Raw genomic sequence first — 25,853 nt, 5'->3', positions numbered from 1 at the left:
CAAGGCTTGCCCGGCGCGCGCTCCGTGAGCGGTCCGTGGGGCCGGGCGAACGGTGCATCGGCCGCCCGACAACAAAAGCGCCCGGCGCGCTTTGACGGTCCTGTCCGTCGAGCACGCCGGGCGCCTCACGAGTGCGTATTGTTGCCTTAAGCCTGACGGTAGTGCGCAAAGAAATCGGCAAGGTCGGCGAGAGCCTCGCGCAGCACCTCCATACGCGGCAGGTACACGATACGGAAGTGATCGGGCTTTGCCCAGTTGAAGCCGCCGCCACGGGTGATGAGGATGCGCTTCTCGTGCAGCAGGTCGAGGGCAAACTGCTCGTCATCGGTGATGTTGAAGCGTTCTACATCCATCTTGGGGAAGATGTAGAACGCGGCCTTGGGCTTGACGGCGGTGATGCCCGGAATCTCGTTCAGCGCCTTGTAGACAAACTCGCGCTGCTCGTAGATGCGGCCGCCCGGCTCCACGTAGCGCTCCACGCTCTGGTAGCCGCCGAGCGCGGTCTGGACGATGGACTGCGCAGGGACGTTCGAGCACAGGCGCATGTTGGAGAGCATGTTGATGCCATAGATGAAATCCTTCATGCAGCGCTTGTTGCCCGAGAGAATCATCCATCCGATACGGTAGCCCGCGATCATGTGGCTCTTGGAAAGGCCGGAGAACGTCACGCAGGGCAGATCGGGCGCGAGCGCGGCGATGGAGATGTGCTTGATGCCGTCCATGCAGAGGCGGTCGTAGATCTCGTCCGAGAAGATCATGAGCTGGTGCCGACGAGCGATCTCGACAATCTCCTCAAGCACCTCGCGCGGGTAGACCGCACCGGTGGGGTTGTTGGGGTTGATAATGACGATGGCCTTAGTGTTGCTTGTGATCTTGGACTCCATGTCCGCCAGATCGGGGTTCCACTCGGCCTCTTCGTCGCACACGTAGTGCACGGGTGTGCCGCCGGCGAGGGTGGCGCAGGCGGTCCAGAGCGGATAGTCGGGGCTCGGGATGAGAATCTCGTCACCGGTGTCGAGCAGCGCGTTCATGCACAGCTGGATGAGCTCCGAGACACCGTTGCCCGTGTAGATACCGTCCATGGAGACGTTGGGGATGTTTTTCAGCTGCGCGTACTGCATGATTGCCTTACGCGCAGAGAAGAGGCCCTTGGAATTTGAGTAGCCCTCGCAGTCCGGAAGCTGCTGGCGCATATCGGCCACAACCTCATCGGGCGTGCGGAAACCAAAGGGGGCCGGGTTGCCGATGTTGAGCTTCAAGATACGCAGGCCCTCATCCTCCATGCGGGCAGCCTCGTCGGCCACCGGACCGCGCACATCGTACAGAACGTTATCGAGTTTGTTGGACTTCTTGAAATCGCGCATGTTTCTGCTCCCTTGCGTAGGCGTCGGGCTCTTCCTGCCCGCAGCACTCCCCTTCTCGTTCCCGCGACGGGCATCGCCGTTTGGCGGGGCGGTCTCAAGCCGCCCGGAAGCTCGTCCGGGGGGAGCTGCCTCAGCGTGCGAGGACTGCGCCGCGTCCGGAGAGCCGGGGGCGTCGGCGGTCTGGGCTGTGCCCGCCGGCTGGGCCGCGTCGGGCGCGTCGGTGCCGACGGCGCCACCGGTGCCGCCAGCGAGCCACGCCGCATCCACCTCAAGGACATCGGCGAGAAGCGCCATAACATCTCGGCGCGGAAGCGTCTTGCCGCTTACATATTGACTTACCTGGCTTTTGCCGAGCTTGCGTCCGCGGGATGCCGCCGCACGGATGAGGCCCACCTGGTTGAGGCCGGAGGCGGTCATCGCTACGCCCAGGCGCTCGGCAAACAGTTCGTGCGGCATACGGTCTCCCCTTGAACAGCACCGCCTCCGGCAGCGCTCGGATAAACGCACCTCAGAAGCGCGCCTAGAACGCGCTTACTGAAATTGAACTTCCTTCGTATTTGAACCTCATTGGTTCAAAGTTATGGTTCAAAGTTCAATTTCAAGCGAGTATAGCACGTTTTCGAAATACAGAGGTTCAATTTTGCAACTCCATTGAACCCATGGCCGTACCTCAGGCGCGCGCTGCCGTAAAATTTGCAAAAACTGAGGTAGTGAACCCCGGTGTGCACAATTCAGCGCCCCGCCCGAGCCTGGGTTCAGTACCTCAGTTTTTGCAGGCTTCCTACCTGCGCTTCTTCCGCGGGCGCACCCACGGGTTCACTACCCGGGTTCACTACCCCAATTCTTGCAAAAAGCACGGCAGTGGACGTCCGCAGCATAGGGCAGTGCGCCCGAACTGTCACAGCGGGCGCTGGAAGTGTGGCGCCAGAAGCGCTATGCCGGGTGGCTAATCGCAAGCGACGGCTGAAAGAAAAGCCAGCTATACAACAATCTCAACAGCCTCGGTGCGGTATAGGACGGGACTCGACCTCCCACAACTGTGCGTTTATGAGCTGACCGCCGCCCTCTACTCGAGGGTCGGCGGTCAGATTGTTGAATAGCTGCGTTTTTACTGGACGCGTCGCTTCAGACGTTGCGACAAGCGATGAGCGGACCCTGCTCTACTCCTTGCCGTCCCAGCAATAGGTGCAGACCTTCGTGGGGTCGATGCCAATCGCCTCGAGCATGCCCGGGAGGCTCTGGTAGCCGAGGCTGTCAAAGCCCAGCTGCTCGCAGATCCTCTTCAGCATGCACTGGCCGCGCTCGGTCGTGCTGTCGGCGTACTCGTCGAGGTGCTTGTCGCCCTCGGGGCCCTCGAGCTCGCGCACCACGCGGCGGGCAATGAGGTCCTGATCGGACTTGCCGCGAGAGAACGAGAGGTACTTGCAGCTGAACATGATCGGCGGGCAAGCGGAGCGCATGTGAACCTCAGTCGCGCCCGCGTTGTACAGGAAGTCGACCGTGTTGCCGAGCTGCGTGCCGCGCACGATGGAGTCGTCGACCAGAAGCAGCTTCTTGCCGTCGATAAGCTCGGGCACGGGAATCTGCTTCATCTCGGCGATGCGGTCGCGGACCTCCTGGTTGGTGGGCATGAACGAACGCGACCACGTGGGCGTGTACTTGATGAACGGACGCGCGAAGGTGGCACCGCTCTCGTTGGCATAGCCGATCGCATGCGGCAGGCCCGAATCGGGCACGCCCGCAACGTAGTCGACCTCGGGAAGCGTGCCGGCCTCGCGCTCGTCGCGCGCCATGATGTGGCCGTTGCGGTAGCGCATAACCTCAACGTTCACGCCCTCGTAGTTGGAGTTGGGGTAACCGTAATACACCCAAAGGAACGCGCAGATCTTCATCTGATCGCCCGCGGGAACGAGCGTCTCGAAACCGTCGGCGGTGATGCGCACGATCTCGCCCGAGCCGAGCTCGTAGGCGTCCTCGTAGCCGAGCTTGTGGTAAACGAAGCTCTCAAACGAGATGCAGTAGCCCTCCCCCGCCGCGTCGCGGCCGATGAGCACCGGCAGGCGGCCCATGCGGTCACGCGCCGCGTAGATGGTGCCGTCCTCGGTCATCACGAGCAGGGTGAGCGAACCGTCGATAACGCTCTGGGCGTAGGCGATGCCCTCGACAAGGTCGTCTTTCTGGTTGATGAGCGCTGCCACAAGCTCAGTGCCGTTAACGGCGCCGGAGCTCATCGCCATAAACTGAGCACCACCGCGTTCGAAGTACGCGTCGATCAGCTCGTCAGCGTTGTTGATGATGCCTACCGTGGTGATGGCAAACGTGCCGTGGTGCGAACGCACCAGCAGCGGCTGAGGGTCGGTATCGCTAATGCAACCGATGCCGCTTGTGCCATGGAAGCGCTCGAGGTCTTTATCAAAGCGCGAACGGAACGGCGTATTCTCGATGGAGTGAATTTCTTTTTGAAACCCACCGGTCCCCTCGCAGAACACCATGCCCGCCCGACGCGTGCCCAGATGCGAGTGGTAGTCGACACCAAAGAATACGTCAAGCACCACGTCACGGCGCGAAGCCGCCCCAAAGAAACCGCCCATAGGCACCTTTCTCGCAAGGATTTCTCTACCCGGCCATTATAGAAGGCCGGAGGTCGAGCGCGGGCGCCGTGCACAAATTAACGCAAGGAAGACGGTTACAATGGGGGACGCTTTATAGCAACAGGTATTAGGACCCCTGAAAGGAGCCCCATGGACATCCAGGCGATCATCGACCAGATTATGCAGCACGTTGGCGACGCCCCCGAGAAGATCGGCGACATCCTCTCCGATCCCAAGGGTGCCATCGAGGACATCACCGGCCAGACCCTCGGCGAGGGCGACCTCAGCCAGATCATCGACGGCGTGAAGGAGCGCATCGCTGACGGCGGCATCGACCTCTCCAACATCGATCTCTCCGCTCTCGACCTCTCTAAACTCGGCGGCCTTGGCGACCTCCTCGGCGGCGGCGAGAACCCGCTTGGCAACATCATGGAGGGCATCGGCGGTCTCTTCGGCAAGAGGTAAGATCCCCGCGCTTTTCACGGGCGCCAAGCGCCCCGCATAAAAACGCAGGAAGCCCCGCGCACCAGATGGTAGCGCGGGGCTTCCTTGTTGATAGCGCTTGCTGCGAGGGCCCGTTGTTGCACGAGATGCCCAAGACGCGGGCATGCGCGCCCTAGAACAGGCCCCAGGAGTCGTGGCGGAGATAGACCGCAACGCGACCGGGCTCGTCCAAGTCGGTCACGAGTGTGACCGTCCAGTTGGCAGGGTTCCACACCATGCCGCCGTCATCGGTGTTGATGACAAGGTCCGCTTGATCGACACCGTACGAGTCGAGAATGCGCTGCGCGTTTGCCCAGCTCTCCCCAATGATATCGAGAAGATCTGCCGCGCGCAGATCATCGGGGTCGACGCCGCCCTTGTCATTGGCATCCTCGTCCGCCCCGTCCGAGGTGGCACCAGATGCGTGCGAGCCATCCGGTGCGTCGTGTGCGCCGCCGCTTAGCGCGTCATCGCCCAGCATGCCGCCCTGCTCACCGACGGCGCTCACCACCTGGTCGTATGCGTCGAGCGTGCCGCGCAGTGACATGACCTGCCAGGCCAGCACCCCCACGGCGACAAGCGACAGAGCCGACACGACGCCGAGGGCGATAACCGCAACGCGCAGACGGCTAAGGCGACGCTCCACCCCCGATTGCTCGCGACCCTCCATGCTCGCTCCTTAGACCAGCTTGCCCGCGCAGTGATCGATGGCGTGCTGCACGACCTCGGCCGTCCAGCCATTCAGGCGCTTGGTGCGCGAGACCAGGTTCTCGCCGGAAAGCACCTGGTAGGAAACCGTGATCATCTGGAAACGACGGACCTCAGAGAGGTCGTCGAGCGACAGGCAGCTCTCCTGCGTCTTGTAGGGCTGCGCGCCGCGCTTGATCTTGGGATTGAGCATGACGGCGATGCGGTCGCCGTCGCGGTAGGCAATAACGGCCTTGGTAGAGCCGATCTGGTTCGCCGCGAGGCACACGGCGTCGTCGAGCGACTCGAGCGTGTCGCGCAGGTCCTGGATGACCTCGGTGTCGGCAGCGGTGGCTTCCTCGGCAGGCTTGCTCAAGAAGTCGCGGTCGCGCACGATTTCTTTAATCATGGGTCCCCCTTACAGGCCCCGTCGGGCAGGGCCGGGTCGGTCGATTCGTTGCCCACCTAGGATAGCGGAACTGAGGCGCCGCACCAGCCCTCGCCAGATAACTCCTCAGCAATGTAGCGGCCCGTCACGCTCTCGGGCTCGCGCGCGACCTGATCGGGCGTGCCCGCGGCAACGATGCGTCCGCCCGCCTCGCCGCCGCCGGGACCGAGGTCGATCACGTAATCGGCGTTGGCAATCATGTCGAGGTCGTGCTCGATAACCACAATCGTCGCCCCATGGTCAATCAAGCGCTCGAGCACGCCGAGCAGCACCTCCACGTCGAGCGGATGCAGGCCGATGGTGGGCTCGTCAAACACAAAGAGGGCGTCTGCCTGGTCGCGCGTGAGTTCGCTTGCAAGCTTGAGGCGCTGCGCCTCGCCGCCCGAGAGCGCCGGCGTTGCCTCGCCGAGCGTGAGGTAGCCGAGCCCCAGCTCGGAAAGGATCTTGAGCTTGCCGAGCGCCGAACGCAGGCCCGTATCGGCGAGCGCCTCGCGCGCTTGGTCGACCGTATAGGAGAGAAGCTCCGGCAGGCTCAGGTCGCCGCCGAGCTTGATGGCGTAGGCGTCGCGTCCAAAGCGCGCCCCGCCGCAGTCCGGACAGGGGATGTCTACATCGGGCAGAAACTGCACGTCGAGCGAGATCTGCCCGGTTCCGTCACACGTGGGGCAGCGGAGCGACCCGGTGTTGTAGGAAAACGCCCCCGCCTTGAGGCCGCGTTCGCGCGCCTCGGGCAGCTTTGCAAAGACGCGGCGCAAATCGTCGAGCACGCCCGAATAGGTGGCGACCGTCGAGCGAACGTTGGCGCCAATAGGCGTAGCGTCGATGAGGTTCGCGCGGCGGATACCCGCCGCCTCGACACGCTTCACGTGCCCGGGCAGCGCCTCGCCCGCGATGGATGCCTTGAGCGCAGGGATGAGGCTCTCGAGCACGAGCGTGGTCTTGCCCGAGCCTGACACGCCCGTCACCGCGGTGAGGCGTCCGCGCGGGATCCGCACGTCAAGGGGTTTCACGGTATGGATGGCACCCGTCTCAAGGTCGATGGACCCCTCGGCAAACACCGCATCCGCCGCCGTGCGCGTGCGCACGCGAACGCGCCGCTCGCCCGAGAGAAACGGCCCTATGCGCGTGGCGGGATGTGCCACCACGTCGGCCACACTGCCCTCGGCAATCACGCGCCCGCCGGCCTCGCCCGAGCCGGGACCAATCTCCACCAGATGATCGGCATGGCGCAGAACCCGCACATCGTGGTCGACGAGCACCACCGAGTTGCCATCGCCCAAAAGGTCGTCCACCACGCCGAGCAGTCCCTCTACATTGGAGGGGTGCAGGCCAATGGAGGGCTCGTCGAGCACGTAGAGCACGCCGCACGTGCGGTTGCGCACGGCGCGGGCAAGCTGCACGCGCTGGCGCTCGCCGGTAGAGAGGGTGGAACTTGCGCGGTCGAGGGCGAGGTAGCCGAGGCCGAGCTGCTTCAGGCGGCAAATGGGCTCGGCCATCTCGGCCACGATGGCGCGCGCCATGGGCACCATTGCCTCGGGCATGAGCGCGGGCACGGTCCCCACCCACACCTCAAGCTCGTCGAGCGTCATGCGCGCCACATCGCCCAGGTTCATGCCGTCGATGATGGAGCCCCGAGCGCGCGCAGAAAGGCGCGTGCCGCCGCAGTCTGGGCACACCTCCTCTTTGAGGAATTTCGCTAGGCGCGCCAGGCCCTTCTCGTCTTTCACCTTGGAGAGGGCGTTCTCGACCGTATAGACCGCGTTGAAGTAGGTGAAGTCCATCTCGCCCACGTCACCGGTCTTGGAGCTCTGATAGAACATGTGGTGCTTCTCGGCGGGGCCGTGGAAGACAATCTCTCGTTCGCGGGGCGTGAGCTCCGAGAAGGGCACATCGGTGCGGACGCCCATCTCGCGCGCGATGTCGCGCATGAGCTTCCACATGAGTTGTTGCCACGATGCAACAGCGCCCTCCTCAATGGAAAGCGACTCGTCGGGCACAAGCGTCGACTCGTCCACCGTGCGCACGATACCCGTGCCGCCACACGTAGGGCAGGCGCCTCCGCTGTTAAAAGCGAGGTCCTCGGCACCCGGCCCCATGAACTCCTGGCCACACTCCGGGCAGCGAGTGGGAATCATAAGCGCGACATCCATGCTCGGCGGAACGTGCGCGCCGCAATGCGGGCACTGGTGGCTGCCGAGGCGCGAGAACATGAGGCGCAGGTAGTTGAGAAGCTCGGTCGAGGTGCCAAATGTGGAGTGGACGCCGGGTATGCCGGGACGCTGGCGCAGCGCGAGCGCGGCGGGCACGTGGAGCACCTCGTCAACCGTCGCACGGCCCACGCTCGCAATACGGCGCCGCGTGTAGGTAGAAAGCGCATCGAGATAGCGGCGGCTGCCCTCGGCGTAGAGCGTGCCGAGCGCAAGCGAGCTTTTGCCCGACCCCGACACGCCCGCGATCCCCGTGAGGCAACCGAGGGGGATATCCACATCGATGTTCTTTAGGTTATGCACGCGTGCGCCGCGCACCTGGATATGAGTTGGCTGAACGTACGCCTTGCGTGTTGAAGCCATAGTCATCAACCTGCCGAATCGATTGCGCTGCCCACGCGCTGCTCGCAGATACCGTTTACCGCCTCATGGTACCGCTTGCGTTTCCCGGGCGTAACCCCTCTGTTACCGATGCGTTGCAAAGCGAATGCGATGTGGCTCGCGCGCTGCCGTGGGTACACGATGGATGCACCACGCGTAAAGCCGCGCGCCCCAGGCGCGAACCAACAGAAAGGCGAGCCATGACTAAGAAGGCCCCCGAAAACCAGATTGAGGTCCACTCCCACGCCATTCGCTACGTCGCCCCCGACGGAACCACCCTCGCCGAGGTCACTTTCCCCGATCGCGAGCCGGGTACCGTGGAGATCAACCACACGTTTGTGGATGAGTCGCTCCGCGGTCAGGGCATCGCAGGCATGCTCCTCGAGCAGGCGGCACGCGAGCTAAAGGAAACCCATCGCAAGGCGCGCCCCACGTGCTCGTATGCCGTGAGCTGGTTCGAGCGTCACCCCGAGTGGGCCGAACTCGTCGCCTAGGGCGCCACGCAACCCGCCCCGCGCCCCATCGTCACAGCGCTCCATCCCGACTGGGCGCCAGAACGTTCAAGTCGCTTATGAGCGTAAAGCTGAGAACCCGCCCTGTACCCCACATGGTACAGGGTGGGTTTTCGCAGATAAACTTGTTTAGCCACACTCGTAGCAACGTGGTTGGCACGCGATTACGCTCATAAACGACTTGAGCCGCGCGCCAAGCACCGCAGCGCGCCCAAAACTAGCGGCGACGCCCACCAAACAGGTTGCGCGTGATCTGGCGCGTGGCCTCGCGACCAAAGGAGCCCAGCACCCGGCTTGCAATCTTGCCGATGCCCTTCATCATCTGCTCCTGCTGCTTCTCGCGCTGGCGGATCTTGCGCTCCTCGGCGCGAATCGCGGCCTTCTCGGCAGCCTTGGCCTTGGCCTTCTCCTTCATGGCCTTTTCTTCCTCGCGCTTTTTGCGCTCCTCTTCCTCCTTGGCGGCCTTCTCCTCTTCCTCCTCGAGCTCCTCGATCTGCTCCTCGGCGCTCTCGCGGTCGACGGCCTCGCCGTACTTCTTCATGAGCTCATCCTGCGCGGAGAGGGCCTCCTTCATCACGTCGTCAGAGGCGGCGGCCATGAGGCACTGCGGCGGGAGGATCTTGGCGCGCTCGACGATCTCGGGCTGGCCGTCCTCGTTCAGGAAGGAAACGAGCGCCTCACCGGTGCCGAGCTCGAGGATAACGTCTTCGCTCTTGAAGGCGGGGTTCTCGCGGAACGACTGCGCGGCGGCGCGCACCGCCTTCTGCTCGGCGGGCGTGTAGGCGCGAAGACCGTGCTGGATGCGGTTGGAGAGCTGCGCGAGCACCTCGTCGGGAATGTCGGAAGGGCTCTGCGTGATGAAATACACACCCACACCCTTGGAGCGGATGAGCTTCACGACCTGCACGATCTTGTCGAGGAACTCGGTCGGCATGTCGTTGAACAGAAGATGCGCCTCGTCAAAGAAGAAGACGAACTTGGGCTTGTCGAGGTCGCCCTCCTCGGGCAGGGTGTCAAAGAGCTCGGAGAGCATCCACAGGAGGAACATGGCGTAGATCTGCGGGCTCTGGATGAGCTTTGCGGCGTTCAGGATGTTAACGTAGCCCTGGCCGTTCTCGGCACACTGGAACCAATCGTTGAGGTCGAGCGCCGGCTCGCCAAAGAAAACGTCACCGCCCTGGTCCTCGACCGAGATCAGAGTGCGCAGAATCGCGCCCACCGACTGGGCGGAGACCTTGCCGTAGGTGGTCTCGTACTCGTCGGCGTGCTCGGCCACGAAGTTGAGCATGGCGCGCAGGTCCTTGAGGTCGATCAAAAGGAGGTTCTTGTCATCGGCGATGCGGAAGACGATGTCGAGCACGCCCTCCTGCACCTCGGTAAGCTCGAGCAGGCGCGAAAGCAACGACGGGCCCATGTCGGAGATGGTGATACGCACCGGCAGACCAGCGCCGCCGAGCATATCCCAGATGCGCACGGGGCAGCCCGCGTAGGTGAAACCCTCGATGCCAAAGCGCTTGATACGCTCCTGCATGTCCTCGGAGTCCTTGCCTGCCTGCGCCATACCGGTGATGTCGCCCTTGACGTCGGCCATAAACACCGGAACGCCCGCCTTAGAGAAGCCCTCGGCCATAACCTTGAGCGTAACGGTCTTGCCTGTACCAGAGGCACCGGCGATAAGGCCGTGGCGGTTCGCCTGGTTGAGCAGCAGGTTCACGTGCTTGTTGTCAGGCTCCGCGCCCACACCCATCCAGATGGCGTTCTCTTGGTACATGGCATCTCCTTTGCAGCAGGTCTGCCGCCTTGTTGACGGCGGCACAGATAGATTGATTATCCCATGCGCGCCCGGTCACATAGGGTGCCTCAATATCTGGTTTAAGACAATGGCCCGACGGTTGGGCGAGCTCGCAAAGGCAACGCATCAACTCCGCAAGACGTATAAACGAGGCGTCTTATGAGCACACGAGGGAGAGCACCGTTTCAGTATGCGGGAGATAGGTCACCGTGACCTCGTCTACCTCGGGGTCCCAAGCGTCAAAGACCGCGCGATCGACGTCAAAGATCTGCAGGTTACCCTCGGCGTCGGTGCCCTGGAGCTTGTAGAAAGTCGACGACTCGTAACTGTCATCCACCTCCACTTCGACCTCGGTGAGCCTTGTCACCGACGGGCTCGAAAGGTGAGGGATGTCAAGAATAGGCGCCGCAAGGAAGATCCACGCGAAGACCGCCGTGATGACAAGCGCTGCAAGCGCTGCGGCGATGCGTCCGGCGATATGGGACAGGGAGCGGATGCCCGCCACCACCGGAAGGGCCAGAAAGCCCGCCAGCAAGATAAACACCACCGCTACGAAATACTGGGCAACCACACCGATCGTTCCCATGACGAAGTTGCCCCTTGCACGCTGCATGAGAAAGAAGAAACCAACGGCAGCCACTAAGATGAGAATGGCGACAAGAGAGATCTTTCCCCACGGAAGCGGCAGCGCGATGGGGCCATCTTCCGCAGAGCGATCGTTTGCGCTCTGCATATCCTCATTCTTGTCTTCATCCATGGCGGTCCTCCTCACACGCGTTTGCCTGTTGCCGGGCATTATCTTCTCGACGGTAACAAGCGCACAGACCGCCACGGCCGTCAGCGAGCAATCAAGACCGTTTCCTTACGGCATCTATGCCGATGCTTTACCCAAAGGTAGCCGCCCGGTCACGCCGCGTCGCACCATGGCTGCTACAATCGTCAAGCTTAGATTCTTAGGGGGAAGCGATGCAAGAGTTGAAAGGTACCGACCGTCCGCATGAGACCGACGTGCACTCGCCCGCACGCGCGCGCCTCTGCGTCGCTTTGCTTGTGGTGCTCGGATTCTCGCTCGGCTGCTCGGAGTTTGTGGTCATTGGCATCGAGAGCGAACTCGCCGCATCCTTTGGGGTGAGCCTCTCGCGCGTGGGCGAGCTCATCAGCTTCTTCTCGGTCGCCTATGCGGTGCTCACGCCCACGCTCGCCATCACCACCGGGCGTTTCCGCAGGTTCCCCCTGCTTGTGGCCTACACCGTTCTCTTCTGTCTGGCGAACCTTGCCATGACGTTCGCGCCCACGTTTGAGATTCTGCTCGCGTCGCGTGTGCTTCTGGGCGCCGTCTCGGGAGCTTTGCTCGCGCTCGGTGTCACCTACATTCCCGAGCTGGCGGGCGTCGAGCGCACCTCCATGACCATCTCGGTGGTTTACGCCGCGTTCTCTGTGGCAATGGTCCTCATCACCTCGGCGGGCAAGATGATCGCCCACGCGTTTGACTGGCACCTTGTCATGGTGGCCTCGCTTGTGCTTGCGCTCGCCACGTCGCTTGCGCTCCTGGTGGCGCTGCCGCGCTCAGGTGCGACCGACGAGCCCGCCACCATGGGCGAACAGGCATCGCTCCTTACCGAGCCGCAGGTCATAACCGGCGCGCTCATCTTTGTCTTTGGCGTGGGATCGGTGTATGTGCTCTACGGCTACATCACGCCTTATCTGGAGGAGGTCGTTGGCCTCGACGCTCTCGGTGCAAGTACCGTGCTCATGGCATACGGTGTGATGTGCTTCTTCTCAAACCTTATCTCGGGTTGGGCAGATGCGCGCTTTGGGCTACGCGCGCTTATGGCGAGCTTCCCCGTCCAGGCAGCCATGCTTGCCCTCATCTGGCTTTTGGGAAGCGCCACCGCTCCCGCCATCGCCGCGATACTCGCCCTTGCCCTCACCATGTATATTGTGTCGGTGCCCTGCATCTCCGTCTTTATGAAGGATGCACAGCGCTGGCACCCCAAAGCGCTCACGCTCGCGAGCTCGCTCGAACCCACCGCATTCAATACCGGCATCGCCTTTGGCACCGCGGTGGGCGGCGCCGTGGTAGGCGGCATGGGCCTCGCTCAGGTAGGCCTTGTGGGAGCGGCGTTCTCCCTCGTTGCCTGGGTGCTCACGGGCGTCACATACGCTCTCGATCGCAAGCGCAGCGCACAGAAGTAGGTATTCGTCGCAACGGCACGTAATGGTTATCCCTTGCGCGAAGACTTCATGGCCTTAGCCGGCATCTGCTTGAGCCGACTCCCCCGCGCCTTGAGCGCATTCATGGGAACGTCGATGTTAATCCCCAGGATGAGATTTGCCATCCAAAGGAAGAAGACGAGCACGAGGATAGGAATCACACACGAGGTGACCACCATAACGGCAAACCACTCGATGAGACGGTTCACCTGGTTGAGAAGCTCATCGGAGACCGACGTTAAACCGTCCACCACAGCGCCGGGAATGCTCAGAAGGTAATCGAGCACGTTGCCGTCGCCCTCCTCCGTATCTGCCTCGGAGGCCTCGTCCGCCTGCTCGCCGGTGATCTCGGCAGACGTCTCGTAGGTGGTGTCGATCATATCGGTCACAAAGACGCTAACCGGCACGGCAAGCATGAGCACGACGCCGAGCGCCAAAAGCTTGCGCGCGATGTGTGCGCACACCGCGCCGCCGCGGCTGCGGAAGAGCAGCAGCGACGCCGCAAAGAGGGCGCATGCCACGGGGATGAGCACGGCAAACGTAGTGAAGCCAAAAATGGTGAGCAGGTATTTCTCGAGGTAGAGGGCCACAAGCACAATCGTGAAGTTGGAGCAGAGATCCATCAGGTTATCCGCAACAGGCGTTCCCACGTCATCGGGAATAGCCGTGATCGCCGCCGAAGCGCCCGCAGCTGCAGCCGTGAGACCGAGCACCGTTGCCTTCTTCTCGTCGATGGTTGCGATGGTGGGAGCATAGGTATCGGGCGTGGTGAAAACGGCACGCAAAGGCAACGCCGAAACGAGCGCAACGACCACCAAGATGGCGATTACCACGAACTTGTAGCGAACCATGAACGCCATGGGGTCGGGGCCTGCAGCAAGCTCCGTTGCATACGTTGCCTCGGCATACTCTGCAGCCGGACCTAAATCGCGGTTCTCGTCCTCGTACATAAGCGCCCCCTACGCTCGCTTCCCCTTCTGGCTTCGCAAGGAAAGCGAACTTCGCTTCACTCCCCTCACGTTAAGTTTAGGGGAAGTGGCTCACAAGTAGACTGCTTTCAACAATGCGAATCTATCTTCCAACGATTAGCGCGACGATATCGCAACTTCTTCTGCGCGAAACACCTTCTGTTCGCCCTAACGCAGATAGATCCGCTTCGTTTGAGAGGAGAGCCGCATCTGCACAGGAGGCTCAGCGGGCACGATTTCCCGAATATCAAGGAACAGTATATGTTTCCAACCTCCGATATAAAGGGCGGTATCGCGGCATGACAAGAGTCTTTATGGCTATAAAAAGCGCATCTCGAAACACGTACTCGTCTGTTCAGTTTGAGAAATCCCTCAGACGTTTCTCGAAAGAATCGATGGCGCGCTGCGATGCATGCTGGGGAATGAGACCCTCTTTGGAATAGGCACCAATCGAGATCACCCCTTCTGAAGATACAACAGCGGCAAGGAGCACCGGTGCCATTCCGCCAAGCCCTCCCTTTATCATGGCAAGCACCGTTCCGCCATCCTCATCGTCGAGCAATACGTCGCCCTCATCTATCATTGCATCCCGTACGGTCTTATAAGGGCTGCTGTTGGTAACTCTTACTTCAGAAAAGGCGGAACCTTTTGCAAATGCCTTCTGATTAACTTCAGAATTCAACTCACCAAGTGCAGGCGCATAGTCGTCAGCAGCCCTCTTAAGCAAGCCCTTCACATCCATCATTCTTTTCCTTTTCAGTCGATTCCTCCAAGAGCCTTACGAGACCATCCGCAATCTGACTGTCAATGTCACCCGCTATATGAGATCTCTCGGATACGATTTCACCGACATCACTTTTTATGAATTCTGAGACATAAGCAGGTCTGTCAGAAGATGCGTACATGTCCTTGAGAGCGCTCCCATCCAGACGGCGGCTGACAGAATTGACAAGCTTCTTAACCTCGTCCTCGCTCATAAGATATTCAACCGTCACCAGCCCAATCCGCTCTTCTATGAGGGCGCACATCTGCTCTGCGTCATCTTTGATGAACAGTCCCGCCAAGGCGCTTGCCGCAACACCCGCTACAGCGCCACCTCCCAGGGAACCTACCACCCCTCCAACAACCGTTCCCACTCCCGGAAGCACCATGGAACCAAGAGCGGCACCCCCCACCCATCCAGCAGTTCCTCCTGCTACAGACGAAAGCGTCTCAGCAAGATTCTTCGCAAGCTGGCCAGGAGATATCCTGCCGCGAACGATGTCAGCTATATCGAAGGACGAGAGAACGACAACGGTAAGCCCGGCGACCACCACATTACCGCGAAGTAACTTTGCAGCACTCCTCATTGCAGCAGCGCCGTATATGTTGGAGCCAGTCCTAAACGCATTGATTATAACTGCGCACGCCTTGGGACCGAGCGCCGTAGCTATCGCCTCCGTGCTGGAAACCATTGCGCTGTTTAGTCCCGCTTTCAACAACTGGCTAGATATAACAGAAACAATGAAAGATGTGCCTCCGACCTTGAGACCACAAAAGGCGGCCTTCTTTGCCGCCACCTCTGGCTTGTCACCACACCAGATACAGGTTCCAAAAGCAATTACAGCGCTTACGCCGAAAGCGGAAGCGGCGGTAACCGCGCCATTAGTCGCATCGTATTTCAGCGAATCGATATTGCCCGCTTTCGCGATGTTCCTTGCCTGCTGATACGTGTAGTTACCCCGCTTTACCAGGGTTTCCGCTTGAGCAGGATCATTGACTCCGTCAACCTGGCCTTTGGCAATCTTCTCACGCATGGCTTTGAGCGCCTGCTCATAGATAATGTCGTCTTTCGGCACTTCTATGACCATCGGCTCACCATGCTTGCCAACGTATCTGAAAGCTCCTTTACCGGCGTCTTCAAAACATGCATTAATCGCATTACGCCCATTTGCATAGTATTTTGACTGAATCCACCGCCCGTTAACTATGCGATCGGGACCGTTTTTGGCGCAATCATCCCCAAGAATGCGAGCATCTTTGCCCAACAGTTTATCGTGAAGATTATTTGCCTGCTCGGCGGCAAACCCATGCCCCTGCCAAGCATGGAACTTTTCTTGGTCATAAAGATGGTTAACAATTTGCTCTGCGCCAACGCCTCTTCCCGCCGCTTCCGCAGGAATACGGATTTCTTCATTCACGTTTGGCTTGAGCGAACCATTTCTGTTGGACAAACTCCTACACCATTCTTTCTGCAACACAAGACCAAGCATCTGAGGTAGATATGGATCTTCCGTTATTCATCTCCCATGGTAGGAACCGGAGGCGGGGTCATTGCAACAAGACGCAATACTTCCGGCACGTTTTCCGCAAGCTGCCAATTTTGCATCCCCGGCTTCCAAACGTAGGTCTCCTTGGTCACGCGCTTCTCGGCGATGAAGCGTGAGAGCTCGGAGGTGGCGAGCGGGCCCACAGACTTGCCGTCGAGAACCACGTAGAAGAGAGGCTGGTCCTCCGCAAGCGCGTTGGGCTGCATGGGGTTTCTCGCCCCGGGCATCCGCATGGCCTGGAGGCCCGCATTCATGGAGTTAGCCATCTGCGTTGCCACGCCAAGCGTAAGACCAAACTCTACGAGACGGTCAATAGAGTAGAAGCTGCTCTCGTCCATGGTCTCCCCCTTAGACGGCTGGCGGAATCGGTGCCATGCCGGCGGGTGCTTCGCCCCCGAAAACGGAAGCGAGCTCGTCGACGTCCCCGGCGCGGCGCCACTCGGCCATCCCCTGCTTCCAGACGAGGCTGTCACGTGTGAGCGCGCCTGCAGCGACCATCTGGGCGAGAATCGCGGGCGAGAAGGGCCCGCTCGCGGCGCCGTTCACGGCCACGTGGTAGCCGGCCTGAGGGACCGGGGGCGGAACCTGGGCGCCGGGCTGCGCCGGCTGGCCGCCGAGCCCGCCCATCATGCCGTTCATCATTCCCGCGACGTTCTGGCCCACGGCGCCGCCGACGGCCATGCCGGCCATCATCGCAGCCGGATCGAACCCGCCGCCGGAACCGGCCCCCATCTCGGTCGCACCGTTGGCGCCCATCTGGCCGAGCGCGCTGGCGCCGGCGACACCCACCTCGGCCTGCTTCTCGAGCTGGAATGCGCCGATGTTGGCGGTCTCGGTGGTCATGCGCTGGGCGCGCTGGGCCTCCTCGCGCTGAATACGAAGGGTCTCCTCGAGGTTCTCGGCGTTGATGCGCTGCTGGTCGTGGAGGTTCTTGATGTTGACCTCGGTCTGAGCTTGGACGGTCGCCTGCTCGACATCGCGCGTCACGGACATGAGCCGACGGTAGCCGTCGCTCGTCTTGTCGAGTTCGATGGCGGAGATGTCCACCCCGGACACCGCGACGCCGAAGTCTCTCGAGAGGCGCTCCTTGACCTGGGGCTCCACGGCGTCGTGGATCTTGGCGAGGCCGCGCTCGATCTGGACGAGCGGAATGCCAAGGTCCGTAGGGGCGTTGGCGACTGCGCCTTTCAAATAACGCCTAATCGCATCTTTCACCTGACTCTTAAATGTCTCAAGATCGAATTCGTCGAGTCTGTGCAGTTTGATGAACTGACGGTAGTCCTTAATGGCAAACGTCACCGTCCCGCGCACTGCCACGGGAACGCCAAAATCGAGAAAACGTGGATCATAAACATCGAAGAACGGTACACCGAAGCGGATCTGTACCACCTGAGCGAGGTTGATGAAGTAGACCTCGGCCTGGAAGGGAGTGCCGCCGTCGTAGGCGAGGCCGACGATGCTGGCAAGAACCGGTAGGTTGGCCGTCTTGAGAATCTGGTCGTAGGGACCCTCGATAAAGTCCTGGTAGGTGCCGTCCTTCTGGTGGTAGACGAACGCGGCGACCGCCCCATCGCGCACGCGCAACGAAGAGCCCCAGCGGATGGCGTTCTCTCGGCGGTTCGCGCCCTTCTGCGAGCCCGCCGGGCGCCACTTCCAGATGAGGTAGCTCGGTTCGTCGCAGCGGATCTCATCCATGAAACCGCCGGCATTCTTGTTAAAAGCACTCATTACATCTCACTTTTCCTAAGAATTCACGGTCGCCATCAAAAGGCAGAAAAGGATGATTCCCACCCATACGAGTCCAAGAGCGATCCAAAAACGGATAATCGCATGCCTAGCCGATGATACTTTTTTCATCGTACTGACATACATCTCTTTCGCTTTAGCAAACGATGCCTCACCATCAAGGACGATTGACGCCTTCCGATAGGCCTGCTCAAGTTTTGATAACCATGCATTGGACATCGCAATCTCAGAAGAGGATAAATTACCCCTCTTCATCTCATTGAACGCATCTATGTTGATATTTGCAGCAGATGCGATGATGAATTCGATAAGATCTTCCTTGGTGTTAGGTATGGGAAAAGCCTTGATCAAAGCCGCTGCCCGATCGTCGACATCCGACGTGTCGCGCCGGAGCCTTTCAAGTAATGTTTGTTTTACCCCCTTATCAGCGTGTGCCGTAATTTCCTGCAGCTTCAGCGATAAAACGCTTAGCGATGTTGTCGCTTTCGCATCACGAAGCTCGAAGCCGCACGAAGGACAGACGACGGAGAACGCATCGAGCACCTGGCCGCAACACGGACACTTGAATACGGTCCCCTCCCATTGCTCTCGCCTTGCTCCTGCTCCGTCCGGCGCCAACATACCAGTCGATTTGCCACAACTGGGGCAAAATCGATCGTCATCATTCAACTGCTTCCCGCATTTAGTACAAAACACTTGGTGCTTCCAATCATCGAGATAAAAGGGCCTGCTGCTATCTAATTGAAATTGAAACGGGATCGAGCTCTAGCCAATCTGTCGCGGAATCGTAATCTCCTACGACAGCAGTGACCGTTATGTTTTGCCCCTCGCGTAATGTATCTGCATTAGTTACGTTCATGTCATAAAAGCTGACGTTAATCAGTTTGAAATTGGGGCCAAGGGATGGACTTGCTCCGTTATTGCCTGCGAGGATCAAAACATCCCAACGGGTTGAGTAATCCCCATGGGTCATTAAGCTCGCGACATGTCCATCAAACTGAATCGTTTTTCCGCGATAGCTTGTGCTGAACCAAGAGGCATTGGTTTCACCCGAAGAGAGGAGGCTAGCTAAATCTGGAGAGGAGTCAATGGTGAGCACCTCTTCCACTTCAGCATTCGCATTCGCATTTGCATTGGGAGTCTCAGCATCGGGGTCCTCTTCGTAGTATTGAATGGTCACCTGTTCATCAAAGGGGAAAGAGTCACCACGCACAAAATCTGAAGAACCGAAAAAACCTCCGATGGTCACTTGACTGACTGCCCCCACCGTACCCGCCGATGCTGCCGGTTCTGTCTTTACATTGCTAAATCCAGCGCTAGCGAACTGTTCGGCAACTTTCTCATAATCCTGGCCGACAAGCTCTGAGGCGGATGCAGGAGGATTTATATCGCCAAGAACATGATAAGAAATCAGCACTTCATCATCGGCAAGGAAGGAGCTCTCCTTGTCAAAAGAATCATCTCCATCGATTGAAATTGACCCGACAAGCCAGTTATGGTCAGCCTGGTCGAGGGCAAGGTCTCTTAGCTCTTCCTCACGAATCTCCGTGAATCCAGCCTGCTCAAATGCCTCTCGAACATCATCATGGCTCATTGAAACAGCTTCGTCTGACGCAATCGGTGGGAAGATAGACTCCACCATCTGCACCTCTACTTGAGAAGAGGTACACCCCAGAACGCACTTAAGAGCCATATTGTCATTAACTGTTATTTCGACGCTTCCATCTACCTCATTATCGCCTTCTTTGGCGAACCTCAGCACATGGTCGCCTTCAGACAAGTCAATCTCATACTGCTTGGTCGCTCCATGGTCTATGACCTCTTGGAGTTCCTCGTCTACATAAAATGCGATGTCATAGCGACTGAAAAATAGGTTAGACCTGCATTCGACTTCGAGCGAAACCGTTAAAGCATTATCAGCAGTTTGTATTGTCACCTCATCCGGTTCGCCCTGAGAGCTACAGCCGACCAGAGAAAGCGTTAGTGCCACACTTGTCAAAGCCAAGAATAATGCCCGTCCTTTTCTCACTCTATCTCCTTAGGGTTCAACCAGATGGCTCTCTTTAGAGAGCCACTCTGCATCATAGCGCACGTACGCTAGAGAAATGGATAACGTGCACGACAAGCGGGCATTGGGCTCTCGTATACGGTCGAGACGAGCCGAGCGCGGCATCTCGCAGCGCCAACTCGCCCTTATGACCGGGACCAGCCGTTCCTATCTCTGGAAGATCGAGACGGGAACGGCTGATGTTGGCATCGACGTTTTGATTCGCATCGCTCAGGCGCTCGACGTGAAGGTGCGCGACCTCATCGATTTCTAGCGGCTATGCCACTTCGGCGAGCTTTGCGGTGATGCGTGCGGTCACTTCGGCGTAGTAGGCATAGTCCTCAGGCGTCAAACTCCCCGCGTCAATATCGCTCATCGCGGCCATCGTATCCGCATACTGCGTCATCATGTCGGGGTACTGCGCAAGAAGATCCGTCGCTGAGGGGTCTGCATTATATGCCTGCATAAACGCGACGTACTCGTCGAAGAACGCCTCATACTCGTCCATCGCGGTCTTAAAATCCGCAGACGGCGTCGACTCATCACCGGCAGCATCGTCCGTCGGCTCTTCCTCGGGTTCGGCAACGGCTTCTTCCGCCTCGGGTGCGCTGTCACTCTTGAGCTCGACGGGTGCAAACACGCCCTCGACATCAAAATCGTTGTTGTAGAACGCGCTGCGAATATCCGAGTAATCGTCATACACGTCTGAATGAGCGTCGGAGTAGGCGTCGTACACATCTGAATGCGCGTCGGAGTAGGCGTCGTATGCGTCACCGCTGACATCCGACCACTCATCATACGGAGTCGTCTCGTACGCATCGGCGATTATGCCGTCGTAATACTTATCGTATATGTCCTCAAACGCATCGTCGTACACGGCATCGTAGTAATCGTCGAACGCGTCGTCGTAAATGGCATCATAGAAGTCCTCGGTAGCACGCTCCCAATCACGGTCTTCCGTGACATCAACGTTATCCACAACTGCCTGATAATACTCACGGCCATAGGAAACGGCACGTTCGCCAAGGGCCTCGGTCTCACTCACCGCCAGGTCATACCAAGCTTGTATCTTGTCGGTGTTTTCGAGGTACTCCTCGTAGGTCTCGCCGACCTCAGAGAACATCTTCTCCTGCGCGTCGAGAATCTTCTGACTCGTTTCCGAGAAATCTGCCTGCGCCTCGGCGATGATGGCCTCGAACGGGCTGTCAGATGTAGGCGCTGACGTTGTGTCGCCCTGCCCTGTCTGTGCAGGAGCTCCTCCCCCACTGCATGCGGTGAGCGCCGCCGCCAAAGCCAATGCGCCTGCCCAAGCAAATACCTTTCTCATGTTCTACCTCCCATCTAGACAGCAGCCGCTGCCTTTGCCTTCTTCACACGATGCTTGAGTACCGCCGAGGCAATACCCAGCGCAATGAGCACGATTGCCACAACCATATAGACCGTCGGTGCGATACCCCAATCGTGCGAAGCGCTGGGCAACACACCTCGATCGCCAAAATCCCAACGCAGAAGCTCTGTGACCGCGAGCGTCAGCACGGCGAATATCGATGCAGGAACGGGCTTGCCAAGCGCGGCAAACAGCAACGCAATAGCAGGCAGCGCTACCGCGGCGTACATGATCGAAACGTACACGTCGCGAAGCGCTCCCTCGAGCGTCTGATAGGAAGCCGCGTATTCCACAAGCGACAGATCGGCGGCGTCGGCAGCGGTAAGGCCGGCAGGCTCGTAGAACCACGCCTCAGGCATCTGCGCGGCAGCGTCACGAAACTCCGCGATTGCGGAGCCCCACGGCAGGAAGAAACAGCCGACCAGCAGAGCCGCCAAAGCGACCATGGCGATTCTCAGTATGAGCATCACCTTTGCCGAGGACACTTCTTGGTGTTGGTCCATTTCTTGCATCCTTTCCCTAGTCGATTTCTGCAGCGCAGGCGCGCGTCGCTTGCGCAAGAAAGCCGTACGATCCGTTGCCAAAGACGAGCTCGATGGGCACGCCGGTCTCGGGCGCGGCACAGAATGCTTCGAGGGAGTACACGGCGGCCTTGGCTCGTGGTTGAAGATGATCCCCACCGAGCACGGAACGCCCTGGGGAGGCGATGCCCGCTAGACGCTGGGCCGTTGCAACAACAAAGGCACGCGAGGGACGAGCCGCAGGGCGAACACCCGCCTGCTGAAGGTCATTCAGGGCGTGCACAACATGCTCTAGACCACATTTCTCACCATGATCGCGATGAGGCGCGCTCGGGCGCCGCCAAAAACAGGGAAGGTCCCCTTTGATGACATCGAGCATCTCGAACACTGCGCCAAGTAGCCTCTGCCGCAAGAGCTCGGCATCTTGGCTTTCGAGCGAAGTTTTCTCTGTGGCCACATCAATCGCTGCATCCGCGCATGCGCTGAGCGCCTCGCCCATGATGGTGTAGAGGCGATTCTCGGGGGCGCTCGGCACCGCGTCCTCCAGAAGCTCAAGAGCCGCGAGCTTGGCCTCCACCGCATCGCGCTGCGCAACAAGCCGACGCTCTTTGCTCTCTAACGCGCGCTCGAACGACTCATCGTCCTCGAGCATGCCAAACACCACCGGCTCCACCTCTGCCAGCGTAAAACCGGCACGGGTGAGCTGCCGCACCAGGTAGAACGCGAGGAGGTCGCCCTCGTCGTAGCGCGCATAGCCCGGCTTGGACACCGCGGGGACCCAAAACCCCAGACCGTCACGGCTCGTGTTTTGATTGCACAGGTCTTGAATCGCATGGCGCGACAAGCCCGTGAGGCGTTCGACCTCAGACCGTTGCCACATGGGCACCTCCTTTCCACCCCATCCTGTACCGCCCGGTAACCGGGCGGCAAGAATACGGCGCAAGGCGCCCTCTGCCGCGTTGTCGCAGCGTTTGCGCTCGCGTCCCATAGCTGCATTCCAATCGCTCATCGTCATCCCTTCTCGATGGGTTTGATGCGCTCGTGCGCATCCTTTCGAGAAGGTCGTTGCGATTTTCGCGAATCGGCAGCACGGATTCTTCAGCTGCCAACTGAATTGTTTGAAATGAAGTCTTGTTGATATAGAACATTTGTTCTCTACTTAAAGCGAACAGATGTTTGGTATCACAATTTGCCAAACGATATCATATGCGATATTATCGAGGGGGTAGCAATGCCGGATATTTATGAGTTAATTCAAAGGATGAGGCGCCAACCGAACCATGTTCGCTTCAAAGATGCCGATAGAGTTGCCCGGTTCTTTTTTGGGCCTCCTCGTATTCACGGCTCTCATCATGTGTTCCGCACGCCTTGGCCGGGAGACCCGCGCGTCAATATCCAAGATCGCTCGGGCTTCGTCGCCCCATACCAAATAAAGCAGCTCCTCGCTGCAGTGGAAAGGAGGACAAGCGATGGCTCGTAAAGCGAATGAATATACCTATCGCGTGTTCTGGTCGGAGGAGGATTCCAGCTTCATCGCTACCGTCGCAGAGTTTCCGTCTCTCTCCTGTGTTGACGACCGGCAGGAGGGGGCACTGCACGGGCTTGTTGACCTTGTAGAAGACGTTCTCGTAGATATGGCGGAAAGGGGAGAAGTTCCTCCTATCCCCTTGGGAACGCGAAAGTTCAGCGGCAAGTTCCCCTTGCGCATGACTCCTGATCAACATCGCCGCGTCGCAATGGAAGCTGCAGAGGCGCACGTATCTATCAACCAGCTCCTCGTTTCGCGCATATAACACGTAAATGGAGCCTTGCTCATATTGGATGAGCCGACGCTATTAAGGCATTCGGCACATACGTGTCCTTGCCTCTATAACCCATCAACCCTACCACGTTCGAGCATGGACCTCGAGCGTTCCAGAGGCGGCCGGAGTGAAGAGCGGGATCTCAAAGGAAGCCGTTGAACCCTCGGGAATCATGTCGATGTACGTCTCGCCACTTGCCACGATGGAGCCCGCGTCGTCCCGCACAAGAGCGGTCAGGGCGATGCTTCCCATGGCGGTCGACATATCATCGCCCGCGACGGCGAGTCGCACCTTACCCGTGGCAGCCGAGCCGCCAAATCCGTTGCTTACGAGGATAGCGTCGGTGACCTCGTAGGTGCTCGCACTCCCCGTGATGCGCCTGACGTCCCAGTCACCGGGCATCCCGATGCTGAACTCGACCGTAGCGGCGCCCGCCCCATTGCCAGCAATACTCGCGCAGTACTGCGTCTGCCCGGGATAGAGCGCGGCGAGCGTCATGGTGTCGGATGAGACTACCGAACCCGCGTCGTCATATCCCGTTATAGTCACCGCGGGAAAGTCAACAAGCAGGTCGTCGCTCGTATTTTCGAGGGAGAAGGCGTAGCTGATGTAACCGTTCGCATCGATGGACCAACCGGTCTCGGCGAGTTTGAGCGCCGCGTGCGCACGGGCAACGTCATCGGTTGAGATGCCCGCTGTCACGCCGATAGCAGCAGAGTCGTCGGTTGCCGCAGGGGCATTGCCAACCGCAGAGACATCTGCGTCCACCTGCTCATCTTTCTCAAAGCCCTCGGACGGGATGAGATTCGCCTGAGTTTGATTCATGTTCATGGCGACGGCGGCGATTGCAACCACCACAACGAGGGCAATCGCGCACACGCCAACGATGCGCTTAGCAGACCAGCGCCGTCCCGCAGAAGGGGCCTCCTGCGCAGAAGGTTGCGGCCATGTTGTTGGCGGGACCTCAGCAGCCCCTTGGGGCGTGGCAGCCGCAGCGCTCACGGGTACAGCGTCTTTAGTGGGCGCGCCGGAATTCGCGGCATCCTCCGCAGGAGCAGCCTCACCTGCACATGCGGCGCCAAACGCACGGGCGAGTTCCTCGGCAGATTGATAGCGCGCGCTCGGCTCAAAGGCGCAGGCGCGCTCGATAACGGCGCGGACCGCCTCAGGCAGGTGCGCCACGTGGTCACGGAGCTCACGCTGGGTGTTGCCCTCGGGCAATGCCCCGGTAAGCACGAACGCGGCGACGCGGCCCACCGCATACAGATCGGCACGGGCATCCACCTGCGTGAAGCCGTGCTGCTCGGGCGCAGCAAAGCCCCACGTGCCTTGCGGGTTCTCCTCCTCCTGCTCCAGCGCAGGCAGGCACGCATTGCCAAAATCGATGAGGTGAACGCCGTTCTCGCCCACAACAATATTCGCGGGCGCCACGTCACGGTGCACCAGGCCGTGCGCATGCAGCACAGAAAGAGCTCCACAAAGATCGGCGGCAAGATCGCACGCCTGGGAACAGGATAAGGCGCCCTCGCGCGCGACCAGATCGGCGAGGGTCTCGCCCTCTGCATAGTCGAGCACCACCACGTACTCGTCTGGCAGCTCATAGCTCATCCGAACGTGCGGCAGGCGCGGGTCTTGGCAGTCTGCGAGTGCCGCCCAAACCGCACGACGCGCACGAGCGATAGGCATACGCCGACGCACGAACGGACCGGCGCCGTCTATGCTCACGAGCTCGGTCGTACCGTCCGGACCCTTGGCCAGGCGTCGCTCGACCACGTACGCATCATCGATGCTCATAGCCTGTCGCACCGCACGCTCGTCCATCGCGCCTCCTTATGCCTTAGGATCAAACAACGGACGCTCGCCCAAGCGATACAACTCATCGTCGCAGACCACGCGCGTCATGCCGTGTTTCACACACCAGAGGATGATGGCGTCGCGCCGGCGCTTGGGCCATAACTCAGAAACTCCCGCGAGCCTGAGCAAGCGCTGCGTCTCACGCACATCGCAGCGCAGACCAAAGGCGAGCATGATGGCGTTATCGCGGCCCGGCATGCTCTTGCCGTCAAAGATGTCGTATACAAAAGTGCTATTCACACCGGAATCGGCGGCCAGCCGCGACCGGTTGAACCTCGCATCAAAGCGCGTCTTCCGGTCCGCAAGGAGCTCGTTTAGATAATCGGCGAGCGAGCGGTCGATAACAGCATCGTCCTCGGCAAGAAACGCCTCGGGAGTCGCCGCCTCAAGCAGACGGTTTACCAAGTCTTCGGTAAGGCGCTCTTCTTGCACGGCCGCTCCTTATCCCCCATAGCTTTGTCCATGATACCCAAGGACGCCCGGGCGCGGTACATTCGCTGCCGGCAAGCGCAATTGCCGGGCGCATGCGCGCGCTAGGGG

The 25,853-nt window shown here is 59.9% G+C and carries 24 protein-coding genes; 5 read left to right on the top strand and 19 right to left on the bottom strand.

The window, feature by feature from the left end; all coding sequences use genetic code 11:
• Positions 1–146: 146 nt before the first annotated feature.
• Positions 147–1,820 carry an aminotransferase class I/II-fold pyridoxal phosphate-dependent enzyme gene (locus B5F89_RS05955; RefSeq protein WP_087430871.1) on the bottom strand — a complete coding sequence of 558 codons (1,674 nt, stop codon included), beginning with the start codon at positions 1,818–1,820 and terminating at the stop codon, positions 147–149.
• 704 nt (positions 1,821–2,524) lie between these two features.
• The gene (locus B5F89_RS05950) at positions 2,525–3,955 is read right to left on the bottom strand and encodes an amidophosphoribosyltransferase (RefSeq protein WP_087430870.1); all 1,431 of its coding nucleotides are present in this window, start codon (positions 3,953–3,955) and stop codon (positions 2,525–2,527) included.
• A gap of 150 nt (positions 3,956–4,105) precedes the next feature.
• Between B5F89_RS05950 and B5F89_RS05945 the strand changes: the two genes are divergently transcribed.
• Complete coding sequence (locus B5F89_RS05945; protein ID WP_087430869.1) at positions 4,106–4,420, top strand: hypothetical protein; 315 nt, start codon at positions 4,106–4,108, stop codon at positions 4,418–4,420.
• Between the two features lie 151 nt (positions 4,421–4,571).
• Here the strand turns inward: B5F89_RS05945 and B5F89_RS05940 are convergent, their stop codons facing one another.
• The 3 genes from B5F89_RS05940 to B5F89_RS05930 are packed head-to-tail and all read right to left on the bottom strand — an operon-like array spanning position 4,572 to position 8,143.
• A complete protein-coding gene (locus B5F89_RS05940) occupies positions 4,572–5,108 on the bottom strand; it encodes a hypothetical protein (protein WP_087430868.1) in 537 nt (178 codons plus the stop codon).
• Between the two features lie 9 nt (positions 5,109–5,117).
• Positions 5,118–5,534, bottom strand: a complete 417-nt coding sequence (locus B5F89_RS05935) for a peptide deformylase (RefSeq protein ID WP_087430867.1) — start codon at positions 5,532–5,534, stop codon at positions 5,118–5,120.
• 56 nt (positions 5,535–5,590) lie between these two features.
• Complete coding sequence (locus tag B5F89_RS05930; protein ID WP_204230600.1) at positions 5,591–8,143, bottom strand: ATP-binding cassette domain-containing protein; 2,553 nt, start codon at positions 8,141–8,143, stop codon at positions 5,591–5,593.
• Positions 8,144–8,361: 218 nt separating this feature from the next.
• Between B5F89_RS05930 and B5F89_RS05925 the strand changes: the two genes are divergently transcribed.
• Positions 8,362–8,655, top strand: a complete 294-nt coding sequence (locus B5F89_RS05925) for a GNAT family N-acetyltransferase (protein WP_087430865.1) — start codon at positions 8,362–8,364, stop codon at positions 8,653–8,655.
• A gap of 235 nt (positions 8,656–8,890) precedes the next feature.
• On the opposite strand, the gene B5F89_RS05920 is transcribed toward B5F89_RS05925, so the two are convergent.
• The gene (locus B5F89_RS05920; RefSeq protein WP_087430864.1) at positions 8,891–10,444 is read right to left on the bottom strand and encodes a helicase HerA-like domain-containing protein; all 1,554 of its coding nucleotides are present in this window, start codon (positions 10,442–10,444) and stop codon (positions 8,891–8,893) included.
• A 178-nt stretch (positions 10,445–10,622) separates the two neighbouring features.
• The gene (locus B5F89_RS05915) at positions 10,623–11,222 is read right to left on the bottom strand and encodes a hypothetical protein (protein ID WP_087430863.1); all 600 of its coding nucleotides are present in this window, start codon (positions 11,220–11,222) and stop codon (positions 10,623–10,625) included.
• 209 nt (positions 11,223–11,431) lie between these two features.
• On the opposite strand from B5F89_RS05915, the gene B5F89_RS05910 reads away from it, so the two are divergent.
• The gene (locus tag B5F89_RS05910; RefSeq protein WP_087430862.1) at positions 11,432–12,661 is read left to right on the top strand and encodes an MFS transporter; all 1,230 of its coding nucleotides are present in this window, start codon (positions 11,432–11,434) and stop codon (positions 12,659–12,661) included.
• Between the two features lie 26 nt (positions 12,662–12,687).
• Here the strand turns inward: B5F89_RS05910 and B5F89_RS05905 are convergent, their stop codons facing one another.
• The 7 genes from B5F89_RS05905 to B5F89_RS05870 all read right to left on the bottom strand — a co-directional run bounded on the left by B5F89_RS05905 (position 12,688) and on the right by B5F89_RS05870 (position 19,731).
• Positions 12,688–13,629: a hypothetical protein gene (locus tag B5F89_RS05905; RefSeq protein WP_087430861.1), complete on the bottom strand. Its 942-nt coding sequence runs from the start codon at positions 13,627–13,629 to the stop codon at positions 12,688–12,690.
• A 373-nt stretch (positions 13,630–14,002) separates the two neighbouring features.
• Positions 14,003–14,392 (bottom strand): hypothetical protein, encoded by a 390-nt coding sequence (locus B5F89_RS05900; RefSeq protein ID WP_087430860.1) that lies wholly within the window; start codon positions 14,390–14,392, stop codon positions 14,003–14,005.
• Positions 14,367–15,860 carry a hypothetical protein gene (locus B5F89_RS05895; protein ID WP_204230594.1) on the bottom strand — a complete coding sequence of 498 codons (1,494 nt, stop codon included), beginning with the start codon at positions 15,858–15,860 and terminating at the stop codon, positions 14,367–14,369. The genes B5F89_RS05900 and B5F89_RS05895 overlap by 26 nt, the downstream gene beginning before the upstream one ends.
• Before the next feature lie 62 nt (positions 15,861–15,922).
• Complete coding sequence (locus B5F89_RS05885) at positions 15,923–16,294, bottom strand: DUF4339 domain-containing protein (RefSeq protein ID WP_087430857.1); 372 nt, start codon at positions 16,292–16,294, stop codon at positions 15,923–15,925.
• A 10-nt stretch (positions 16,295–16,304) separates the two neighbouring features.
• Positions 16,305–17,684: an SPFH domain-containing protein gene (locus B5F89_RS05880; protein ID WP_087430856.1), complete on the bottom strand. Its 1,380-nt coding sequence runs from the start codon at positions 17,682–17,684 to the stop codon at positions 16,305–16,307.
• A gap of 15 nt (positions 17,685–17,699) precedes the next feature.
• A complete protein-coding gene (locus B5F89_RS05875; RefSeq protein WP_255375165.1) occupies positions 17,700–18,398 on the bottom strand; it encodes a zinc ribbon domain-containing protein in 699 nt (232 codons plus the stop codon).
• Positions 18,399–18,435: 37 nt separating this feature from the next.
• Positions 18,436–19,731 (bottom strand): DUF4839 domain-containing protein, encoded by a 1,296-nt coding sequence (locus B5F89_RS05870; RefSeq protein WP_143758343.1) that lies wholly within the window; start codon positions 19,729–19,731, stop codon positions 18,436–18,438.
• 85 nt (positions 19,732–19,816) lie between these two features.
• Between B5F89_RS05870 and B5F89_RS05865 the strand changes: the two genes are divergently transcribed.
• A complete protein-coding gene (locus tag B5F89_RS05865) occupies positions 19,817–20,023 on the top strand; it encodes a helix-turn-helix transcriptional regulator (RefSeq protein ID WP_239286690.1) in 207 nt (68 codons plus the stop codon).
• Between the two features lie 3 nt (positions 20,024–20,026).
• Here B5F89_RS05865 and B5F89_RS05860 read toward each other — a convergent pair whose 3' ends face one another.
• From B5F89_RS05860 to B5F89_RS05850, 3 genes are read right to left on the bottom strand one after another with little or no spacing between them, the layout of a single operon-like run.
• Positions 20,027–21,076, bottom strand: a complete 1,050-nt coding sequence (locus B5F89_RS05860; protein ID WP_143758342.1) for a DUF6591 domain-containing protein — start codon at positions 21,074–21,076, stop codon at positions 20,027–20,029.
• A 14-nt stretch (positions 21,077–21,090) separates the two neighbouring features.
• Positions 21,091–21,639, bottom strand: a complete 549-nt coding sequence (locus tag B5F89_RS05855) for a hypothetical protein (RefSeq protein WP_087430851.1) — start codon at positions 21,637–21,639, stop codon at positions 21,091–21,093.
• A gap of 16 nt (positions 21,640–21,655) precedes the next feature.
• Positions 21,656–22,537: a MerR family transcriptional regulator gene (locus B5F89_RS05850; RefSeq protein WP_087430850.1), complete on the bottom strand. Its 882-nt coding sequence runs from the start codon at positions 22,535–22,537 to the stop codon at positions 21,656–21,658.
• A 589-nt stretch (positions 22,538–23,126) separates the two neighbouring features.
• Here B5F89_RS05850 and B5F89_RS05840 point away from each other — a divergent pair.
• On the top strand, positions 23,127–23,450 hold the full coding sequence (locus B5F89_RS05840) for a toxin-antitoxin system HicB family antitoxin (RefSeq protein WP_087430848.1): 324 nt from the start codon (positions 23,127–23,129) through the stop codon (positions 23,448–23,450).
• Between the two features lie 90 nt (positions 23,451–23,540).
• Here the strand turns inward: B5F89_RS05840 and B5F89_RS05835 are convergent, their stop codons facing one another.
• Together B5F89_RS05835 and B5F89_RS05830 are read right to left on the bottom strand one after the other, a co-directional pair.
• Entirely contained in the window at positions 23,541–25,280 is a 1,740-nt protein-coding gene (locus B5F89_RS05835) for a serine/threonine-protein kinase (protein WP_087430847.1), read from the bottom strand.
• Between the two features lie 9 nt (positions 25,281–25,289).
• Entirely contained in the window at positions 25,290–25,745 is a 456-nt protein-coding gene (locus B5F89_RS05830) for a hypothetical protein (protein ID WP_087430846.1), read from the bottom strand.
• Between the last annotated feature and the right edge of the window lie 108 nt (positions 25,746–25,853).

Origin of the sequence: Collinsella sp. An307 (assembly GCF_002161805.1) — a bacterium.
GTDB lineage: Bacteria > Actinomycetota > Coriobacteriia > Coriobacteriales > Coriobacteriaceae > Coprousia.
Note: the sequence above shows the minus strand (reverse complement) of the source record. Positions and strands in the feature narration are given on the sequence as shown.

What these genes read in the sequence shown, in the direction of transcription:
- B5F89_RS05915 (WP_087430863.1), bottom strand. Translation starts at nt 11,222, where the DNA reads ATGGATGAAGACAAGAATGAGGATATGCAGAGCGCAAACGATCGCTCT.
- B5F89_RS05945 (WP_087430869.1), top strand. Translation starts at nt 4,106, where the DNA reads ATGGACATCCAGGCGATCATCGACCAGATTATGCAGCACGTTGGCGAC.
- B5F89_RS05910 (WP_087430862.1), top strand. Translation starts at nt 11,432, where the DNA reads ATGCAAGAGTTGAAAGGTACCGACCGTCCGCATGAGACCGACGTGCAC.
- B5F89_RS05935 (WP_087430867.1), bottom strand. Translation starts at nt 5,534, where the DNA reads ATGATTAAAGAAATCGTGCGCGACCGCGACTTCTTGAGCAAGCCTGCC.
- B5F89_RS05905 (WP_087430861.1), bottom strand. Translation starts at nt 13,629, where the DNA reads ATGTACGAGGACGAGAACCGCGATTTAGGTCCGGCTGCAGAGTATGCC.
- B5F89_RS05955 (WP_087430871.1), bottom strand. Translation starts at nt 1,820, where the DNA reads ATGCCGCACGAACTGTTTGCCGAGCGCCTGGGCGTAGCGATGACCGCC.
- B5F89_RS05930 (WP_204230600.1), bottom strand. Translation starts at nt 8,143, where the DNA reads ATGGCTTCAACACGCAAGGCGTACGTTCAGCCAACTCATATCCAGGTG.
- B5F89_RS05950 (WP_087430870.1), bottom strand. Translation starts at nt 3,955, where the DNA reads ATGGGCGGTTTCTTTGGGGCGGCTTCGCGCCGTGACGTGGTGCTTGAC.
- B5F89_RS05900 (WP_087430860.1), bottom strand. Translation starts at nt 14,392, where the DNA reads ATGATGGATGTGAAGGGCTTGCTTAAGAGGGCTGCTGACGACTATGCG.
- B5F89_RS05880 (WP_087430856.1), bottom strand. Translation starts at nt 17,684, where the DNA reads ATGAGTGCTTTTAACAAGAATGCCGGCGGTTTCATGGATGAGATCCGC.
- B5F89_RS05860 (WP_143758342.1), bottom strand. Translation starts at nt 21,076, where the DNA reads ATGAGAAAGGTATTTGCTTGGGCAGGCGCATTGGCTTTGGCGGCGGCG.
- B5F89_RS05940 (WP_087430868.1), bottom strand. Translation starts at nt 5,108, where the DNA reads ATGGAGGGTCGCGAGCAATCGGGGGTGGAGCGTCGCCTTAGCCGTCTG.
- B5F89_RS05925 (WP_087430865.1), top strand. Translation starts at nt 8,362, where the DNA reads ATGACTAAGAAGGCCCCCGAAAACCAGATTGAGGTCCACTCCCACGCC.
- B5F89_RS05885 (WP_087430857.1), bottom strand. Translation starts at nt 16,294, where the DNA reads ATGGACGAGAGCAGCTTCTACTCTATTGACCGTCTCGTAGAGTTTGGT.
- B5F89_RS05840 (WP_087430848.1), top strand. Translation starts at nt 23,127, where the DNA reads ATGGCTCGTAAAGCGAATGAATATACCTATCGCGTGTTCTGGTCGGAG.
- B5F89_RS05835 (WP_087430847.1), bottom strand. Translation starts at nt 25,280, where the DNA reads ATGGACGAGCGTGCGGTGCGACAGGCTATGAGCATCGATGATGCGTAC.
- B5F89_RS05920 (WP_087430864.1), bottom strand. Translation starts at nt 10,444, where the DNA reads ATGTACCAAGAGAACGCCATCTGGATGGGTGTGGGCGCGGAGCCTGAC.
- B5F89_RS05855 (WP_087430851.1), bottom strand. Translation starts at nt 21,639, where the DNA reads ATGGACCAACACCAAGAAGTGTCCTCGGCAAAGGTGATGCTCATACTG.
- B5F89_RS05850 (WP_087430850.1), bottom strand. Translation starts at nt 22,537, where the DNA reads ATGTGGCAACGGTCTGAGGTCGAACGCCTCACGGGCTTGTCGCGCCAT.